The following is a 16,018-nucleotide window of genomic DNA, read 5'->3' as shown; positions in this document are numbered from 1 at the left end:
ACCTCCCCCTGGAACACGTACGGCGTCCGTGCCGGGCCCCGGCGCGAACGATCTCTTCCGCTCGCAGGATGCCCGCCCGGAACCCGCCCCACGGGAGCGCACAGGCGCACGAGGGAGCGCGTGTGCGAATTGCCGCGGCCGCCGGGTCGCCGCCGGCCGCGGCGGGCGTCAGATCCCCGGCCGGTACCGGATCGGGTGGTCCGCCGGGACCTCGGTGAGGACGATGCGGTGGCCGTCGGGGTCGGCGATCCACATCTCGATCAGACCCCACGGCTCCTTGACCGGGGGCCGCAGGATCTCCACGCCGTTCGCCACCAGCTCCTCGTGCGCCGCCGCCGCGTCCGCGACCTGGAGCCAGAGCTGGAGCGTCGCGGTGGGCGGCTCCGCCGACCGGCCCGAGACCTCCAGGAAGCCGCCGCCGAGGAAGTACACGACCCCGCGCTCGGGTCCCGTACCGAACTCCCGGTACACCGGAAGACCCAGCGCCTTGCCGTAGAACTCCCGCGACCGCTCGGGATCGGCCGGCCGCACCAGCACTCTGCTGCTCAGTACCTGCACCATGGCACGGACCCTAAGGCTTTCCCGCTTCCAGTCCAGCGCGGCGTGCGGATCCGCGCCCTTGTTAGCCTCGACACCGGCCGCGCACCACCTGCCGCCGCGTGGCCGCCGCGCCACCCGCCGCCGTGCCGTCCGCCGCCGGGCTCCGCGGCCCGTACGCGTCGAGAGGACCCCGCCCGCCATGGCCACCACGCCAGCGCCCGAGCTGACCTTCCGCCCCGCCACCGCGTCCGACGTCCCCGCGCTCGTCGAGCTCATCGAGTCGGCGTACCGGGGCGACGCGAGCCGCGCGGGCTGGACCACGGAGGCGGACCTGCTGGCGGGCCGGCGCACCGACCCCGAGGGCGTCGCCGCGGTGGTCGAGGCGGACGGCAGCCGGCTGCTGGTCGCCGAACGGGACGGTGAGCTGGTGGCCTGCTGCCAGCTCGAACACCGCGGGGAGCACGCCTACTTCGGCATGTTCGCGGTGCGCCCCGCCCTCCAGGGCGGCGGCCTGGGCAAGGTGATCATCGCTGAGGCCGAGCGCATCGTACGCGCCGAGTGGGGCGCCCGCGAGATGCACATGACGGTCATCCGGCAGCGCACCGAGCTGATCGCCTGGTACGAGCGCCGCGGCTACGCGCGCACCGGCCGGATGACTCCCTTCCCGTACGGCGACGAGCGCTTCGGCATACCGCAGCGTGCCGACCTCGCATTCGAGCTGCTGGTCAAGAAGCTGGCCTGAGAGCCTGGCTCGCCGCGCGGCGTCACGCCGTGAAGCGCGTCGCCCGGCGGATCTCGGGGAAGTCGGTGATCACGCCGTCCAGACCGAGCCCGCGGGCGATCCGCAGCTGGTCGTGGGTGTTCACGGTCCAGGCGAGCATCCGCAGGCCCGCCGCGTGCGCACGCTCGGTCAGCTCCAGGGTGAGCCGGCGGATGTTCAGCGAGAGGTACTCGGCGCCCACCGCCTGCGCCCGGTCCACCACGTCCGTGCCGTACCGGCTGGCCACCAGGCCCGTGCGGACGCCGGGCAGCAGCGTGCGGACCTCCGCCAGCGCCTCGTCGTGGAAGGAGATCACGTCGACCCGGCCGGCGAGGTCCCGCTCGCGCAGCACGTCGGCCAGCGCGCGGGCCGCCGCCACGTCCTTGATCTCGGCCTGCAGCGGCGCCTGTACGGCCTCGACGACCTCTTCGAAGACGGGGATCCGCTCGCCCTGGCCCGCATCCATCTCACGCAGCGCGGCGAGGGTGTGGTCGGCGATCGGCCCGTGCCCGTCCGTCGTACGGTCCACCTCCGCGTCGTGCATCACGACGAGCGCACCGTCCTTGCTGAGGTGCAGGTCCAGCTCGATGATGTCGAGCCCCTCGCGTTCGGCGCGGCGGAAGGAACGCAGGGTGTTCTCCGGCTCCACGCCCATGACCCCGCGGTGTCCGATGGTCAGGAAGGACAAGGCTGCCTCGCTTCTGTGGCTGTCGGCTGTGGCTGGCGGTACGGAACCGGCAACCGGCTGGGGCACGGCTGCCGGAAACGGCGGCCAGCCTAACGGGCCACGCTGACGGTGAAGGGAACGCCGGATGTCGTCGCGGCGTGCCCCGCGCGGGCGCTCGCGACGCCGAGGACGAGACCGGTGATGACGGCGGCGACCAGCACGGTGCGGGTGCTCACGCGGGGCGACTCCCTCCGGGGCGGGCGGACCGGGGGACCCCTGTCCTGGCGGGGCGGGGCGCGGGGCGGCGCATCCGGTCACCCGTGCGTGGGCGCGTCCTCCGCGTGCTGACGCGGGAGGTCCGCCGACGGGGGGCGGCCCGGGGCGTCCACCGCCTGCCGTGGCCCATCCGGCTCCTCGTGCCCCAGTCGTTCCAGGTCGGCGAGCATGGCCTCGGCCAGCTCCAGCTCGGCCAGATGCTGCCGCTCGCTCCAGCCCAGTGCGACGCGGGGGAAGTCCCACTCCGGGGCGGCGTCGACGCCGTCCAGTGCCTTGCGTACGTTCCGCAGCCCGGCCCGGGTGCGCTCGCGGTGCTGTTCCACCAGGGTGCGCAGGGTGCCGGGCACGGTGAGGTGCCCGAGCCAGACGCGCAGGAGGAGCGGGTGCTTGAGGACCGGCGGGCCGCAGTCGCGGGTGCCGTCCGCCCAGGCGGTCAGTGCGTCGCGGCCGTTCCCGGTGATGGTGTAGCGGCGCTTGGCCCGGGGCTCCTCCGGGCCCGAGCGCCGGGAGGTGACCATGCCCAGGTCCTCCAGGCGGCGCAGCTCGGCGTAGATCTGGCTGATGGCCGGTGACCAGTAGAAGAAGCGGAGCGAGGTGTCGGCCCACTTCTTGAGGTCGTAGCCGGTGCGGTCGTCACGGAAGGAGAGCAGGCCGAGCACGGCCCAGGCGGTGACGGGGAGTCGCGGGTACGTGGTGGCCCCCTGGCGGCGGTACGGCGGGTTGGCCCGGCCATCTTCGGGGCGCGGCGGGGCGGCATGGACATGGAGCCCGAACATCTCGTCATTCCGGACGTTCCTGACCGGCCGCTGACCGCACGAGGACCGGATGGTGACCGGATCCGTCCGGACCCCGTACGGCCGTCACCCGAATGGCTGGGTATGACAGAAAACGCTGGCACACGGGTCTGTCGCAGGAAAAAACGCTCCGATAACGGGGGTACGGCAGGATGATTTCCGTTGATCCCCCTTGAGTCTCCGAAGGCTCCCTGGTTACGGTGTTCTCACCACACGATCTCCTGCCGGAGGGCAGTCATGACGGAAATTCTTTCGCCTGTGGGTGTCCGGACGGGTACCTCGACCGCTGAGCGCGTCGTCGAGCATGCGGCCTGGCCGGTGCTGAAGGACGCGATCGAGACCATCAGGCCCTGGCAGGCCAAGGACGGCTCCATAGACCTCGACGCCGAGGGCGCGCCCGCAGCGGCCACGGTCCGCCGCGAGGTGGACCGCGCGACCGCCGCGATCGAGACGCTCTCCCCGCTGCTGCCGCACGACGCCGCCTACCACCGCGCGCTCGTCGCCGACCTGCGCCGCTGGGCCGACGGCGGCTTCGCCGTGCCGGACTTCCTGGACTCGCTGCTCGCCTTCCAGCCGGCCCGCGGCCGCGAGGACGGCCTCCAGCACCTGGTCGTCTTCCCGATGTACACGCAGAACGGCAACCCCGACCGCAACTTCGAGGCCGTCGTGCTGCGCATGGTCTGGCCCGAGTGGCTCGCGGAGCTGGAGCGCACGCGCTACGACAACCCGCTGTTCTGCGGCATCACCTTCGAGGACTTCACCGCCGGGTACGACACCCACTCCGCGGTGCTCTTCCCCGAGACCATCGCGGTGCGCGAGGCGCCCGAGCGCTTCAGCTGGGGCGGCATCTTCTGCGACCGCGAGGCCGCGCGCTTCCGCCGGGTCAGCGAGGCCGCCGTGGACGTCCTCGGCATCGACCTCCCGGACGACGTCCGCGCGATGCTGGCCGACCAGAACCGCTGCCAGGAGGCGTTCGTTCTGTGGGACATGGTGCACGACCGTACGCACAGCCACGGTGACCTGCCCTTCGACCCCTTCATGATCAAGCAGCGGCAGCCGTTCTGGATGTACGGCCTGGAGGAGCTGCGCTGCGACCTCACCGCCTTCAAGGAGGCCGTGAAGCTGGAGGCGGAGGGCCTGCCGCAGGCCAGGGACGTGCAGTACGCGATGGTCTTCGACCGGATGTTCCGCTTCCCGGTCACCGGCGACCGCGTGAAGAACTACGACGGCCTCGGCGGCCAGCTGCTCTTCGCGTACCTGCACCAGCACGACGCCGTGCGCTGGACCGACAACACCCTGCACATCGACTGGGAGCGCATCCCGCAGGTCACGCAGCAGCTGTGCGGCGAGATCGAGAAGCTCTACCGCGACGGCATCGACCGCCCCAAGCTGGTCCACTGGTTCGCCGCGTACGACCTGGTCTCCACCTACCTCGCGCCGCACCCCGGCTCGGTCTGGGCCAAGGGGCCGGACGCCCTGGACCTGAGCCTGCCGCCGCGCAAACTCGTCGACGAGGTGCTTCCGGACGAATTCCCGCTGAGCATGTTCTATGAGGCCCTGCGCAAGAAGCTCCGTGAAGTGATCGCCTCCACCAAGGGCATCACGGCCGGCAGCCAGGCCGGAGCGGCGGCGTGAGCGGGGACGAGGAGCAGCGGGAGGCGGAGATGACCACTTCGATCACTTCGAGCGGTAATCAGGGCCCACTGGAGGGCGCGGTCGTCGCGGTGGCCGGCGCAGCGGGCCCGGCGGGGCGGGCCGCGCTGCTGCGGCTGGCCGAGGCGGGCGCCACCGTGGTCGCGGCGGACGCGGACGCCGAGCGGCTGGCCGAGGCGGTGGACGCCGCCCGGTACGCGCACGGCGGCGCGACCGTCACCGGCGACACCGTCGACCTGCTGGACCTGGACGCCACCCGGGAGTGGGCGGACCGTACGGAGAAGGAATTCGGCCGGATCGACGGGCTGGTGCACCTCGTGGGCGGCTGGCGGGGCTCGGCGTCCTTCGCCGAGACCGACCTCGCCGACTGGGACCTGCTGGAGAAGCTGCTGATCCGCACCGTCCAGCACACCTCGCTCGCCTTCGAGGGCGCGCTCAAGCGCAGCGGCAACGGCCGCTACCTGCTCATCAGCGCGGCGGGCGCGAGCAGGCCCACCGCCGGGAACGCCGCGTACGCCGCTTCGAAGGCCGCCGCCGAGGCCTGGACGCTCGCGCTGGCCGATGCCTTCCGCAAGGCCGGGGGCGAGGCCGGTCCGCACGCGGCGGCTGCGATCCTGGTCGTCAAGGCGCTCGTCAACGACCAGATGCGCGCCGAGCGACCGAACGCCAAATTCGCGGGCTTCACGGACGTGACAGAGCTGGCAGAGGCTGTCATCGGCGTCTGGGACCGGCCCGCCCGGGAAGTGAATGGACAGCGTCTGTGGCTGACCCCCAAGCCGTGACCGAAGCCGTGACCGAGGCCGTAGCCAAGGCTGTGAGCCGGGCCGTGGGCCCCGCCGTGCGCGAAGCGGTGGAGCAGGCGGAACGAACCACGGGACCCGCGGCGCCTGAAGGCAGGACCGACGCGCGCCGCCACCACGACCCCTCGGTACGCGGCTTCGCCAGCGACAACTACGCCGGCACGCACCCCGAGATCCTCGAAGCGCTCGCCCTCGCCAACGGCGGCCATCAGATCGCCTACGGCGGGGACGAGTACACCGAGAATCTCCAGCGCGTCATCCGCAGCCACTTCGGGCCGACCGCCGAGGCCTTCCCGGTCTTCAACGGGACCGGCGCCAACGTCGTGGCCCTCCAGGCCGTGACCGACCGCTGGGGCGCGGTGATCTGCGCCGAGTCCGCGCACATCAACGTCGACGAATGCGGCGCGCCGGAGCGGGTCGGCGGCCTGAAGCTGCTGACCGTCCCCACCCCGGACGGCAAGCTCACCCCCGAGCTGATCGACCGCGAGGCGTACGGCTGGGACGACGAGCACCGGGCCATGCCGCAGGCCGTGTCGATCACGCAGAACACCGAACTGGGCACGCTCTACACCCCCGACGAGATCCGGGCCATCTGCGAGCACGCCCATGAGCGCGGCATGGTCGTCCATCTCGACGGCTCCCGGATAGCCAACGCCGCGGCGTCGCTGGACGTTCCCATGCGGGCGTTCACCAACGCCGTGGGCGTGGACATCCTCTCGCTCGGCGGCACGAAGAACGGCGCGATCTTCGGCGAGGCCGTGGTCGTCATCAACCCCGACGCCGTGCGCGCCATGAAGCACCTGCGCAAGCTGTCGATGCAGCTGGCCTCGAAGATGCGCTTCGTGTCGGTGCAGCTGGAGGCGCTGCTCGCCAAGGACCTGTGGCTGCGCAACGCCCGGCACGCCAACACGATGGCGCAGCGGCTGGCCGAGGGCGTGCGCGCCGTCGACGGCGTGGAGATCCTCCACCCGGTCCAGGCCAACGCCGTCTTCGCGCGGCTGCCGCACGACGTGAGCGAGCGCCTGATGAAGCGCTACCGCTTCTACTTCTGGGACGAGGCGGCCGGCGACGTCCGGTGGATGTGCTCCTTCGACACCACGGAGGACGACGTGGACGGATTCGTGGCGGCGCTCCGTGAGGAGATGGGCAAGCCATGACGGACGCATGGCGTATGGTTCAGTTGGCTGCACTGAGGAGTGCAGCTTGCTGAACCGTCGCCTTGCGTGCTGGAATGCCTGCCATGAGCATCTCCGTCACCGTCTCCGATGACGTCCGGGCCCTGGCCCCCGACTTCGCGCACCTCGTCGTCGAGGCCTACGACCTGGTCAACGGGCCCAGCGACGAGGCAAGTTCGGCACTCCTGGACGAGGCGGCGGCCCGGCTCGCCGTACGTCTGGGCAGCACGCCCCCGCAGGACGAGCCGCACATCGCCGCCTGGCGCGCCGCGTACAGCGCCTTCGGCGCCAAGCCCTCGCGCACCCGCAACTCCGCCGAGGCGCTGGCCCGGCGCGCCTCGGCCGACGGCGACCTGCCCCGCGTCAACCGCCTCGTCGACGTCTACAACGCGATCAGCGTCGCGCACGTCATCCCGGTCGGCGGCGAGGACCTGGACCGCATCGAGGGCGACATGCACCTCGTACGCGCCACCGGGGACGAGCCCTTCGAGACGGCGGCCGGCGGCGAACGGGTCGTCGAGCACCCCGAGCCCGGCGAGGTCGTCTGGCGGGACGCGGCCGGCGTCACCTGCCGTCGCTGGAACTGGCGGCAGGGCGTCCGCACCCGCCTCACCGAGGACTCCACCAGCGCGCTGTTCCTCCTGGAACGGATGGCCCCGATGACGCTCGACGCGCTGGAGGAGGCGGGCGCCGAGCTCGCGGAGACGCTGGAGAAGTTCTCCCCGGGCGCGCGCATCCAGATGGGCGAGATCCGGCGCTGAACCGCCTCCGGGAGCGGCGCCGCGCGCCTCAGGGAGCCGGGGTGGCCGGCCTCAGGTTGCCGCGCCCGGCGCAGGTGCCGTGCCGCCCAGGTGGGCCGGTACCCACCAGGTGTCCTCCGGCCCCTTGGGGCGTACGGGGTACGCGCGCTGGGCCGCTTCCAGCAGGTCCTGCACACGGGTGCGCAGCCGGTCGGTGATCTTCTCCGGCTGCTCCTCGGCGGGCGCCTCGACCGGCTCGCCGACCCGGATGGTGATCGGGAAGTGGTTCCGGCCCAGGTCGCGCTTGTGGCCCTTGGTCCACAGCCGCTGGGTGCCCCACAGTGCCATCGGGAGCAGCGGCACGCCGGCCTCCTGGGCCAGCCGGGCCGCGCCGGACTTGAAGGTCTTCAAAGTGAAGGACTCGGAGATGGTGGCCTCGGGGAAGACCCCGATGATCTCGCCGCCGCGCAGCGCGCCCAGCGCGTGGCGGTAGGCGTGCACGCCCTGCGAGCGGTCCACCGGTATGTGCTTCATCGCGCGCATCAGAGGGCCGGACACCTTGTGACGGAAGACGGAGTCCTTCGCCATGAAGCGCACCAGCCGCTTGGCGGGCCGCGCCGCCAGGCCGCAGAAGATGAAGTCCAGGTATCCGATGTGGTTGCTCACCAGCACGGCGCCGCCGCGCCGCGGGATGTTCTCCGTGCCCGCGATGTCGAACTTGAGGTCGAGCGCCTTGAACGCCGTCCGGGCGAAACCGATAACGGGCGGATAGACGAGCTCTGCCATGTCGGGGGTTCCCCTTCTGTGTGCCTGGGGAGGGGTTCTCCCGGCGGGAAGTTACGCGGCCGTAGCTTTTCGGCTTTCGGGAGATCGTGCCCGAAGACGGCCGTAGGGGCTACCGCCGCGCCGCTTCGGAGCGGGAGATCCTCGTCACGTCGGTCTGCGGTGGGACTCCTTCCCGCGTACCCCCGTACGCGCGGACACCGCAGTGTCCGGCACGGCGGGCGGCCCCCGGACGGGAATGTCCGGCGGCCTGCTTACGCTGGTGCGGAAGGACGTGGCGACGCGGCGAGGGAAGGCCGAAGGTGGCAGGGCAGGCAGCAGGAGAGCAGGCGGCGGAGCGGCTGACCGCGGAGCGGATCGGTGCCGGCCTGGGGGAGCGGGCCACGCTCGTGCAGTTCTCCAGCGCCTTCTGCCAGCCGTGCCGGGCCACCCGCCGCACCTTGGAGGACGTCGCCGGGATGGTGCCCGGCGTGGCGCACGTCGAGATCGACGCCGAGGCCCACCTCGGTCTCGTACGGGAGCTCCGGATCGCGCGCACCCCGACCGTCCTGGTCCTGGACGCGGCCGGTACGGTCGTCCGGCGCGCCACCGGACAGCCCCGCAAGGCGGACGTGATCGCGGCACTGGGTGCCGCCGTGGGCGCCTGACGTCGGCCGTCGCGTGGCGTGTACACGCTGCGTGATTGTCGTCGCACCTGCCGGTGAGCGCTTGACTGCATGACGCACGCATCGTCAGTCTGACGTCATGCGGCGAGATCTCCTTCTGTACGGACGCGCCCACGTGGACCTCCTGCGCACCGCGAGTGCGCGCTGTCCGGCCGAGTGAGCAGCGACGACAGCACGGCTCCGGCCCGTACACCACAGCAGAAGGACACTTCCATGACCGCCTCGTCCGACCTCGCGGCACCCCGGCACGCCTCTCCCGAACTGCTGCGCTCGGTCTTCCGGCAGCACGCGGCGGGAGTCGCCGTGATCACCGCGCAGGGGCGCCGGGCGCCCGTCGGCTTCACCGCCACCTCCCTCACCTCCGTCGCCGCCGAACCGCCCTTGGTCTCCTTCGGGGTGGGCACCGGCAGCTCCAGCTGGCCCGTCATCGCGGAGGCGGAGTACGTCGGCGTCCACATACTCGGCGAGGACCAGGAGGAGCTGGCCGCCACCTTCGCGCGCAGCGGCGCGGACCGCTTCGCCGCGCCCACCTCCTGGCGCACCGGCCCCCAGGGGGTGCCGGTCCTCGACGGCGTGCTCGCCTGGCTGGTCGGCCGGGTCGTGGCGCGGGTGCCCGCGGGGGATCACCGGATCGTGCTGGCCGAGGTCGTCGTCGGTGACCCGACGGGCCACGGCAGGCCGTTGGTGTACCACCAGGGACGCTTCACCGCCCTACGTGACTGACGCCCCGTCCGGCGGCCCCGACACGCCGGGCCGGGGCCGTTGGCAAGGTCACAGTTCACCGAGCTTGATATCGGGGATACGCATAGGTGTACTGGCGAGTAATATTTCGGTCGGCGCGGGGAAACGCATCCGACCGGGAGCCGCCCCAACAGGCGCCTATGCTGCCAGCACAAGGCAGTTGTGAAGCGACGAAGCAGGTAGGAGAGCCGGCGTGAGCCTGAGGATCGTTGTCTGTGTGAAGTACGTGCCCGACGCCACCGGCGACCGGCACTTCGCCGAGGACCTGACCGTCGACCGTGACGACGTGGACGGTCTGCTCTCGGAGCTGGACGAGTACGCCGTGGAGCAGGCTCTCCAGATCAAGGAAGCGAACGACGACGCGGAGATCACGGTGCTCACCGTCGGTCCCGAGGACGCCAACGACGCGATCCGCAAGGCGCTGTCGATGGGTGCCGACAAGGGCGTGCACGTCGAGGACGACGACCTGCACGGCACCGACGCGGTGGGCACCTCGCTGGTGCTGGCCAAGGCCATCGAGAAGACCGGCTACGACCTGGTCGTCTGCGGTATGGCCTCCACCGACGGCACCATGGGCGTGCTGCCGGCGATGCTGGCCGAGCGCCTGGGCGTCCCGCAGGTCACCCTGCTCTCCGAGGTCTCCGTCGAGGACGGCACCGTCAAGGGCCGCCGGGATGGCGACGTCGCCACCGAGCAGCTGGAGGCCTCCCTTCCGGCCGTCGTGTCCGTCACCGACCAGTCCGGTGAGGCGCGTTACCCCTCCTTCAAGGGCATCATGGCCGCCAAGAAGAAGCCGGTGGAGTCCCTGGAGCTGGACGACCTGGACATCGACGCGGACGAGGTCGGCCTGGAGGGCGCCTGGACCAAGGTCGAGGACGCCACGGAGCGTCCGGCGCGCACCGCCGGCACGATCGTCAAGGACGAGGGCGAGGGCGCCAAGCAGCTCGCCGAGTTCCTCGCGGGCCAGAAGTTCATCTAAGGCCCCTGGGGCCGGGGTTCGCCCCGGCTCGGTCGCCCCTCAACCGCCGCATCTTTCCCGCAGGAGTGCAATCCCATGGCTGAAGTCCTTGTCTACGTCGACCACGTGGACGGCGCCGTCCGCAAGCCCACCCTCGAACTGCTCACCCTCGCCCGCCGCATCGGCGACCCGGTGGCCGTCTCCCTCGGCAACGGCGCGGCGGACACCGCCGCCGCGCTCGCCGAGCACGGCGCGGTCAAGGTCCTGACCGCGGACGCCCCGGAGTTCGCCGACTACCTCGTCGCCCCGAAGGTGGACGCCCTCCAGGCCGCGTACGAGGCCGTCTCCCCGGCCGCCGTGCTGCTGCCCTCCTCCGCCGAGGGCAAGGAGATCGGCGCCCGCCTCGCGGTGCGCATCGGCTCCGGCATCATCACCGACGCCGTCGACCTGGAGGCCGGCGACGAGGGCCCGGTGGCCACCCAGTCGGTGTTCGCCGCCTCCTACACCACCAAGTCCCGGGTCTCCAAGGGCACCCCGGTCATCACCGTCAAGCCCAACTCCGCCGCTCCGGAGGCCGCGCCGGCCGCCGGTACGGTCGAGGCCCTCGCGGTGACCGTGGCCGACGCCTCCAAGGGCACCAAGGTCGTGGCCCGTACGCCGCGTGAGTCCACCGGCCGTCCGGACCTGACCGAGGCCGCGATCGTGGTCTCCGGTGGCCGTGGCGTCAACGGCGCGGAGAACTTCCCCGTCATCGAGGCGCTGGCCGACTCCCTCGGCGCGGCCGTCGGCGCCTCGCGCGCCGCGGTGGACGCGGGCTGGTACCCGCACACCAACCAGGTCGGCCAGACCGGTAAGTCGGTCTCGCCGCAGCTGTACATCGCCGCGGGCATCTCCGGCGCGATCCAGCACCGTGCCGGTATGCAGACCTCGAAGACCATCGTGGCCATCAACAAGGACGAAGAGGCCCCGATCTTCGACCTGGTCGACTACGGCGTCGTCGGCGACCTGTTCGATGTCGTCCCCGCCCTGACCGACGAGGTCAAGGCCCGCAAGGGCTGACCTTCCGGTCCCTCCGGCGCAGCACCCGGGCCCCGTACGCATGCCGCGTACGGGGCCCGGGTGTGTGAGAGGGGTGCGCACCGTGCGCGGCGGCAAGATGGGTGTTGACCTGGACAGACGGCACGGATAGCTTCACTATGCGGAGTTCCTCTTCCATGAAGCGGAACTTACTCAACTCTTAAGCGAATCCGGGACGGAAACGTCCCCCTATCGGGAGGGTGTCGAATGCCGCAGCAGGAGCCCGTGGCCACGAGCCTTGCGAGCACCGTACGCGAGGAGATCGGAGCCGCCCTGGCCGAGGTCGACGCGGACCTCGCACGGCGCTACCCGGGCGACCCGGGCACCCGCCAGCCCGTCCACACGGTCTACGTCCCCGGTGACGTCTTCGCCGCCGACACCGTCCGCTCCTGGGGCGAGGCCGCGCGCACCGCGCTGGACGAGCACGCGCCGGACGCCGCCGCGCTCGCCTCCGTCCTCGGCATCTCCGACGAGCTCGCCGGGCCCGTGTACGACCGCGTACGGGCCAAGCTGGAGCGCGAGCCCGTCGAGGACCTGCGCGTCGACTTCGAGGACGGCTACGGCGCACGCCCGGACGCCGAGGAGGACGAGGCCGCGGCCCGCGCCGCCGCGACGATCGCCGCCGCGTACCAGGACGGCACCGCGGCCCCGTACATGGGCATCCGCATGAAGTGCATGGAGGCCGCCGTCCGCGACCGCGGCATCCGCACCCTGGACATCTTCCTCACCGGCCTCATGAAGGCCGGCGGCCTCCCCGAAGGGCTCGTGCTCACCCTCCCCAAGGTCACCTACGCCGAGCAGGTCACGGCGATGGTCCGGCTGCTGGAGGCCTTCGAGAAGCAGCACGGCCTGGCCGCGGGCCGGATCGGCTTCGAGATCCAGATCGAGACCACCCAGTCGATCCTCGGCGCCGACGGCCGCGCCACCGTCGCCCGCATGATCGAGGCGGCCGAGGGCCGCGCCACCTCGCTGCACTACGGCACCTTCGACTACAGCGCCTCCTGCGGGGTCAGTGCGGCGTACCAATCGCCGGACCACCCGGTGGCCGATCACGCCAAGGCGGTCATGCAGGTCGCGGCGGCCGGTACGGGGGTCCGGCTGTCCGACGGTTCCACGAACGTCCTCCCGGTCGGCGGCACCGCCCAGGTCCACGACGCCTGGCGGCTCCACCACGGCCTCGTACGCCGCTCGCTGGCCCGCGCGTACTACCAGGGCTGGGACATGCACCCGGCCCACCTGCCGACCCGGTACGCCGCCGTGTACGCCTTCTACCGCGAGGGCCTGGAGCAGGCCGCGGCCCGCCTCGCCGCGTACGTCTCCAAGGCCGGCGGCGCCGTGATGGACGAGCCCGCGACGGCGAAGGCGCTCAGCGGCTACCTGCTGCGCGGCCTGGACTGCGGTGCGGTCGACACCGCCGAGGTCGCCCGGCTGACCGGCCTCACGCGCGCGGACCTGGACGGGCTCGCGGGACGGCCGACGCAGGCCGGGTGACCACGGTCCCCGTACGGGGTGTCAGCCGCCCAGCTCGGCCAGGGTGGCGGACAGTTCGGCCCGCGGTGCCCGGTTGTGCGGCAGCTTGGCCAGCAGCCGGGCCATGCCGCAGGTGTCGGTGACGGCCGAGAAGACCAGCCCGCCGGCGACACCGGCCGACAGCAGCCGGGCGGCGGGCCACCGCCGCCCGGCGATCAGCCCGCTCAGGACCAGCCCGCCGGCGGCCAGTCGGACCTGCCGTTCCATGGCCCAGGCGGTGCGCGCGCCCGCGGGGTGCCGCACCTCCCGGCCGCTCCGCACCCAGCCGTCGGTCCCGCCGGCCAGGGTGGCGGCCGGTACGTCCCGCTCGGCGAGGGCGGCGCAGGCCTGCGCCGACCGGTTGCCGGAGGCGCAGACCATGAGCAGGCCGGCCCGCGTCGCGGCGCTCCGCAGCGCGGGCACGGCCTCGTCGAGACGGTCCAGCGGGACGTTGTACGCGCCGGGCAGATGCCCCGAGGCGTACTCGCCGGGCGTCCGTACGTCGATGACGGTCAGTTCGTCGAGCCGCGCACCGGCCTCGTCGGCGGTGAGCGCGGTGGGGGTGGTCGTCATGGGGTGTCGCCTTTCCTGCGTGGGTGTTTCCGACGGGTCCCGTAGGACCGGTGGTGGGTGTGGGGGTCGTGCGCGGGCCGTGGGGGCGGCCGTCGGGTCAGGTCACCGCGTCCACGGCCATGAACGCGGCCACCGCCAGCAGCGCGAGCGCGAAGGCGCGTTGCAGCAAGGGGCCGGACGCCCTGGCCGCCAGGCGTTTGCCGTCCCATGCGCCCAGGATCGCAGCCGCCGTGAAGGGCGCGATGACGGCCCAGTCGAGGCCGCCCATGGTCGTGCCGCGCGTGGCCAGCGAAGCCAGTGAGTTGGCCGAGATGACCAGCAGGCTGGTGCCGACCGCGGCCCGCATCTCGAAGGCCAGCACGGTGACCAGGGCGGGGACGGCCAGGAAGCCGCCGCCGACCCCCAGCAGCCCGGTCAGCGCGCCCAGTCCGGCGCCGCCGGCCGCGGCCCGGACGGGACGTACCGTGGGCGGCTGCCGCTCCTCGGCGTCCGGCCGGGTACGGCGCAGCATACGGACGGCTGCCAGTGCCGCCACGGCGGCGAACGCGAGGGTCAGTACCCAGTGCGGCAGCCGGGCCGCGGCCAGGCCCGCCAGCGCCGCCGGCACCAGCCCGGCGGCCGCGAACAGCGCACCGGCCCGCCACCGCACATTGCCCGTACGGGCGTGCGCGTACAGCGCGGTCAGCGAGGTGGCCGTGACGATCAGCAGGCTCGCGGTGGTCGCGGCGGCCGGGGTGAAGCCGAGGAGGTAGATCAGCGCGGGGACGGCGAGCACACTGCCCCCGCCGCCCAGCGCACCCAGCGCCAGGCCGACCACGGCCCCGGCGGCCAGGGCCAGGATCAACGCGCTCATACGGTGCGGTCATCGCTTCCCTGCCGCTCCCGGCCGGCTGCCCCGGGGCGTGCCAGCGGGAGACCGGCCGCTGCGGCGGCGTCGAAGGCGTCGTCGACGGCGACGACGTCCCGCCCCGCCGCGTCCAGCAGGGACGCCGCGATCGCCGCGCGCATACCGCCCGCGCAGTGCACCCACACGACTCCCGCCGGTATCTCTCCCGTCCGGCCGTGCAGTTCGTGGATCGGGACGTGCACGGAGCCCTCGATGTACGCTCCGGCACGCTCGGAGTCGCGCCGGACGTCCAGCACGACCAGGTCCTGCCGCTCCTTCTCGGGAACGGCCGCGAGATCGGCGAAGGTGGCCCGCGGGAAGGAGCGGAGCTCGTCGCCGTCGCGCAGCCAGCTCTCCGGGGACCCGGTGGCCGCTGCCGCCGGACGGTCGATGCCCACCCGCGCCAGCTCCCGCTGCGCGGCGGCGACCTGCTCGGGCGTTTCGGCCAGCAGCGTGACCGGCTTGCCCCAGGGGATCAGCCAGGCGAGGTACGTCGCCAGTTTGCCCTCGCCCTCGAAGTTGAACGAGCCGGCGAGGTGTCCGGCGGCGAACGCGACCCGGTTGCGCAGGTCCACCACCCACTCACCGGCCGCCAGCCGCCGCGCGAGCTCCTCGGCGTCGGCGGGCCGCGGCGGCGTGAGGTCCACCGGCGCAGGGCCCGCCGCGTTGGCCGGTCCCATGTGCGCGTAGTACGCCGGTACGTCCTCCAGGCCGGCCAGCAGCTCCGCGACGAAGGTGTCCACGTCCGTGGTCAGCGCGGCGTTGGTCCGCCGCTCGGCGCCGATCGTGGTGGCGTCCCCCTCGGCCTGGGCGGAGGAGCAGAAGCTGCCGAAGCCGTGGGTCGGCAGCACCGCCACCTCGTCGTCCAGCTCGGCGGCGAGCCGGTGCGCCGAGGCGTGCTGGGCCCGGGCCAACTGCTCCGTCAGCCGCGGCTCGACGAGGTCGGGCCGGCCGACCGTGCCGATCAGCAGCGAACCGCCGGTGAACGCGGTCACGCCACGGCCCGCCTCCTCCAGTACGTACGAGGTGTGGTGCGGGGTGTGTCCCGGGGTCGCCACCGCGCGCAGTACCAGGCCGTCGTCGACCGTCACCGTGTCGCCGTCGGCGACCGGTGTGCGCGCGAAGGAGACCGCGGCGTCGGCCGGTACCAGGTAGTGCGCGCCGGTCGTCCGGGCCAGCTCCAGCCCGCCCGTGACGTAGTCGTTGTGCACGTGGGTCTCCGCCACGTACGCGATGCGTACCCCGCGCCGCGCGGCGGCCGCGATGACCTGGTCGATGTCGCGCGGCGGGTCGATCACCACAGCGGCCGCCCGGCCGCCGGCCAGGTAGCTGCGGTTGCCCAGGCCTTCGCACTCCAGGGTGTCGACGAAGAACACGGCAGCGCCCCTTTCCTCTGTGTAGAGAAACGTGTACCCCACGTT

General features: G+C 72.6%; 18 protein-coding genes. 10 read left to right on the top strand and 8 right to left on the bottom strand.

Annotated elements, in window-relative coordinates; all coding sequences use genetic code 11:
- Positions 1–168 precede the first annotated feature (168 nt).
- A complete protein-coding gene (locus tag AAC944_RS07195; RefSeq protein ID WP_030610661.1) occupies positions 169–561 on the bottom strand; it encodes a VOC family protein in 393 nt (130 codons plus the stop codon).
- Between the two features lie 178 nt (positions 562–739).
- Here AAC944_RS07195 and AAC944_RS07190 point away from each other — a divergent pair, with 178 nt between their 5' ends.
- Positions 740–1,282, top strand: coding sequence for a GNAT family N-acetyltransferase (locus AAC944_RS07190; protein ID WP_030610663.1), 543 nt, complete (start codon positions 740–742; stop codon positions 1,280–1,282).
- A 22-nt stretch (positions 1,283–1,304) separates the two neighbouring features.
- On the opposite strand, the gene AAC944_RS07185 is transcribed toward AAC944_RS07190, so the two are convergent.
- The 3 genes from AAC944_RS07185 to AAC944_RS07175 form a co-directional block, all read right to left on the bottom strand.
- Positions 1,305–1,988, bottom strand: a complete 684-nt coding sequence (locus tag AAC944_RS07185) for a glycerophosphodiester phosphodiesterase (RefSeq protein ID WP_030610666.1) — start codon at positions 1,986–1,988, stop codon at positions 1,305–1,307.
- An 89-nt stretch (positions 1,989–2,077) separates the two neighbouring features.
- Entirely contained in the window at positions 2,078–2,203 is a 126-nt protein-coding gene (locus AAC944_RS07180) for a hypothetical protein (RefSeq protein WP_368396975.1), read from the bottom strand.
- A gap of 78 nt (positions 2,204–2,281) precedes the next feature.
- Positions 2,282–3,019 (bottom strand): PadR family transcriptional regulator, encoded by a 738-nt coding sequence (locus AAC944_RS07175; protein ID WP_196942855.1) that lies wholly within the window; start codon positions 3,017–3,019, stop codon positions 2,282–2,284.
- 255 nt (positions 3,020–3,274) lie between these two features.
- Here AAC944_RS07175 and AAC944_RS07170 point away from each other — a divergent pair, with 255 nt between their 5' ends.
- The 4 genes from AAC944_RS07170 to AAC944_RS07155 all read left to right on the top strand — a co-directional run bounded on the left by AAC944_RS07170 (position 3,275) and on the right by AAC944_RS07155 (position 7,426).
- Positions 3,275–4,672 carry a DUF6421 family protein gene (locus AAC944_RS07170; RefSeq protein ID WP_030610672.1) on the top strand — a complete coding sequence of 466 codons (1,398 nt, stop codon included), beginning with the start codon at positions 3,275–3,277 and terminating at the stop codon, positions 4,670–4,672.
- Between the two features lie 29 nt (positions 4,673–4,701).
- The gene (locus AAC944_RS07165) at positions 4,702–5,472 is read left to right on the top strand and encodes an SDR family NAD(P)-dependent oxidoreductase (RefSeq protein ID WP_051871533.1); all 771 of its coding nucleotides are present in this window, start codon (positions 4,702–4,704) and stop codon (positions 5,470–5,472) included.
- A 68-nt stretch (positions 5,473–5,540) separates the two neighbouring features.
- Positions 5,541–6,647 (top strand): threonine aldolase family protein, encoded by a 1,107-nt coding sequence (locus AAC944_RS07160; protein WP_051871534.1) that lies wholly within the window; start codon positions 5,541–5,543, stop codon positions 6,645–6,647.
- Positions 6,648–6,730: 83 nt separating this feature from the next.
- A complete protein-coding gene (locus AAC944_RS07155) occupies positions 6,731–7,426 on the top strand; it encodes a B3/B4 domain-containing protein (protein WP_030610681.1) in 696 nt (231 codons plus the stop codon).
- A gap of 51 nt (positions 7,427–7,477) precedes the next feature.
- Here AAC944_RS07155 and AAC944_RS07150 read toward each other — a convergent pair whose 3' ends face one another.
- Positions 7,478–8,191, bottom strand: coding sequence for a lysophospholipid acyltransferase family protein (locus AAC944_RS07150; protein ID WP_030610684.1), 714 nt, complete (start codon positions 8,189–8,191; stop codon positions 7,478–7,480).
- Between the two features lie 299 nt (positions 8,192–8,490).
- Between AAC944_RS07150 and AAC944_RS07145 the strand changes: the two genes are divergently transcribed.
- The 5 genes from AAC944_RS07145 (at position 8,491) to AAC944_RS07125 (ending at position 13,120) form a co-directional block, all read left to right on the top strand.
- Positions 8,491–8,835: a thioredoxin family protein gene (locus AAC944_RS07145; RefSeq protein WP_030610687.1), complete on the top strand. Its 345-nt coding sequence runs from the start codon at positions 8,491–8,493 to the stop codon at positions 8,833–8,835.
- Positions 8,836–9,066: 231 nt separating this feature from the next.
- The gene (locus AAC944_RS07140) at positions 9,067–9,576 is read left to right on the top strand and encodes a flavin reductase family protein (protein WP_030610690.1); all 510 of its coding nucleotides are present in this window, start codon (positions 9,067–9,069) and stop codon (positions 9,574–9,576) included.
- A 211-nt stretch (positions 9,577–9,787) separates the two neighbouring features.
- Entirely contained in the window at positions 9,788–10,573 is a 786-nt protein-coding gene (locus AAC944_RS07135) for an electron transfer flavoprotein subunit beta/FixA family protein (protein ID WP_030610693.1), read from the top strand.
- A gap of 75 nt (positions 10,574–10,648) precedes the next feature.
- Entirely contained in the window at positions 10,649–11,611 is a 963-nt protein-coding gene (locus AAC944_RS07130) for an electron transfer flavoprotein subunit alpha/FixB family protein (RefSeq protein WP_030610696.1), read from the top strand.
- Positions 11,612–11,836: 225 nt separating this feature from the next.
- Entirely contained in the window at positions 11,837–13,120 is a 1,284-nt protein-coding gene (locus tag AAC944_RS07125) for a DUF6986 family protein (protein ID WP_030610700.1), read from the top strand.
- Between the two features lie 21 nt (positions 13,121–13,141).
- Here AAC944_RS07125 and AAC944_RS07120 read toward each other — a convergent pair whose 3' ends face one another.
- The 3 genes from AAC944_RS07120 to AAC944_RS07110 all read right to left on the bottom strand — a co-directional run bounded on the left by AAC944_RS07120 (position 13,142) and on the right by AAC944_RS07110 (position 15,973).
- Complete coding sequence (locus tag AAC944_RS07120; protein WP_030610703.1) at positions 13,142–13,711, bottom strand: rhodanese-like domain-containing protein; 570 nt, start codon at positions 13,709–13,711, stop codon at positions 13,142–13,144.
- A gap of 97 nt (positions 13,712–13,808) precedes the next feature.
- Complete coding sequence (locus AAC944_RS07115; protein WP_030610705.1) at positions 13,809–14,564, bottom strand: sulfite exporter TauE/SafE family protein; 756 nt, start codon at positions 14,562–14,564, stop codon at positions 13,809–13,811.
- Entirely contained in the window at positions 14,561–15,973 is a 1,413-nt protein-coding gene (locus tag AAC944_RS07110; RefSeq protein WP_051871519.1) for an MBL fold metallo-hydrolase, read from the bottom strand. Before AAC944_RS07110 ends, AAC944_RS07115 begins: the two co-directional genes overlap by 4 nt.
- Positions 15,974–16,018 lie beyond the last annotated feature (45 nt).

This window comes from Streptomyces sclerotialus, assembly GCF_040907265.1.
GTDB lineage: Bacteria > Actinomycetota > Actinomycetes > Streptomycetales > Streptomycetaceae > Streptomyces > Streptomyces sclerotialus.
Note: the sequence above shows the minus strand (reverse complement) of the source record. Positions and strands in the feature narration are given on the sequence as shown.

Excerpts from the sequence above, each read along its gene's own strand:
- AAC944_RS07195 (WP_030610661.1), bottom strand. The coding sequence starts at position 561 with ATGGTGCAGGTACTGAGCAGCAGAGTGCTGGTGCGGCCGGCCGATCCC.
- AAC944_RS07190 (WP_030610663.1), top strand. The coding sequence starts at position 740 with ATGGCCACCACGCCAGCGCCCGAGCTGACCTTCCGCCCCGCCACCGCG.
- AAC944_RS07175 (WP_196942855.1), bottom strand. The coding sequence starts at position 3,019 with ATGTTCGGGCTCCATGTCCATGCCGCCCCGCCGCGCCCCGAAGATGGC.
- AAC944_RS07170 (WP_030610672.1), top strand. The coding sequence starts at position 3,275 with ATGACGGAAATTCTTTCGCCTGTGGGTGTCCGGACGGGTACCTCGACC.
- AAC944_RS07165 (WP_051871533.1), top strand. The coding sequence starts at position 4,702 with ATGACCACTTCGATCACTTCGAGCGGTAATCAGGGCCCACTGGAGGGC.
- AAC944_RS07155 (WP_030610681.1), top strand. The coding sequence starts at position 6,731 with ATGAGCATCTCCGTCACCGTCTCCGATGACGTCCGGGCCCTGGCCCCC.
- AAC944_RS07150 (WP_030610684.1), bottom strand. The coding sequence starts at position 8,191 with ATGGCAGAGCTCGTCTATCCGCCCGTTATCGGTTTCGCCCGGACGGCG.
- AAC944_RS07140 (WP_030610690.1), top strand. The coding sequence starts at position 9,067 with ATGACCGCCTCGTCCGACCTCGCGGCACCCCGGCACGCCTCTCCCGAA.
- AAC944_RS07130 (WP_030610696.1), top strand. The coding sequence starts at position 10,649 with ATGGCTGAAGTCCTTGTCTACGTCGACCACGTGGACGGCGCCGTCCGC.
- AAC944_RS07125 (WP_030610700.1), top strand. The coding sequence starts at position 11,837 with ATGCCGCAGCAGGAGCCCGTGGCCACGAGCCTTGCGAGCACCGTACGC.
- AAC944_RS07120 (WP_030610703.1), bottom strand. The coding sequence starts at position 13,711 with ATGACGACCACCCCCACCGCGCTCACCGCCGACGAGGCCGGTGCGCGG.
- AAC944_RS07115 (WP_030610705.1), bottom strand. The coding sequence starts at position 14,564 with ATGAGCGCGTTGATCCTGGCCCTGGCCGCCGGGGCCGTGGTCGGCCTG.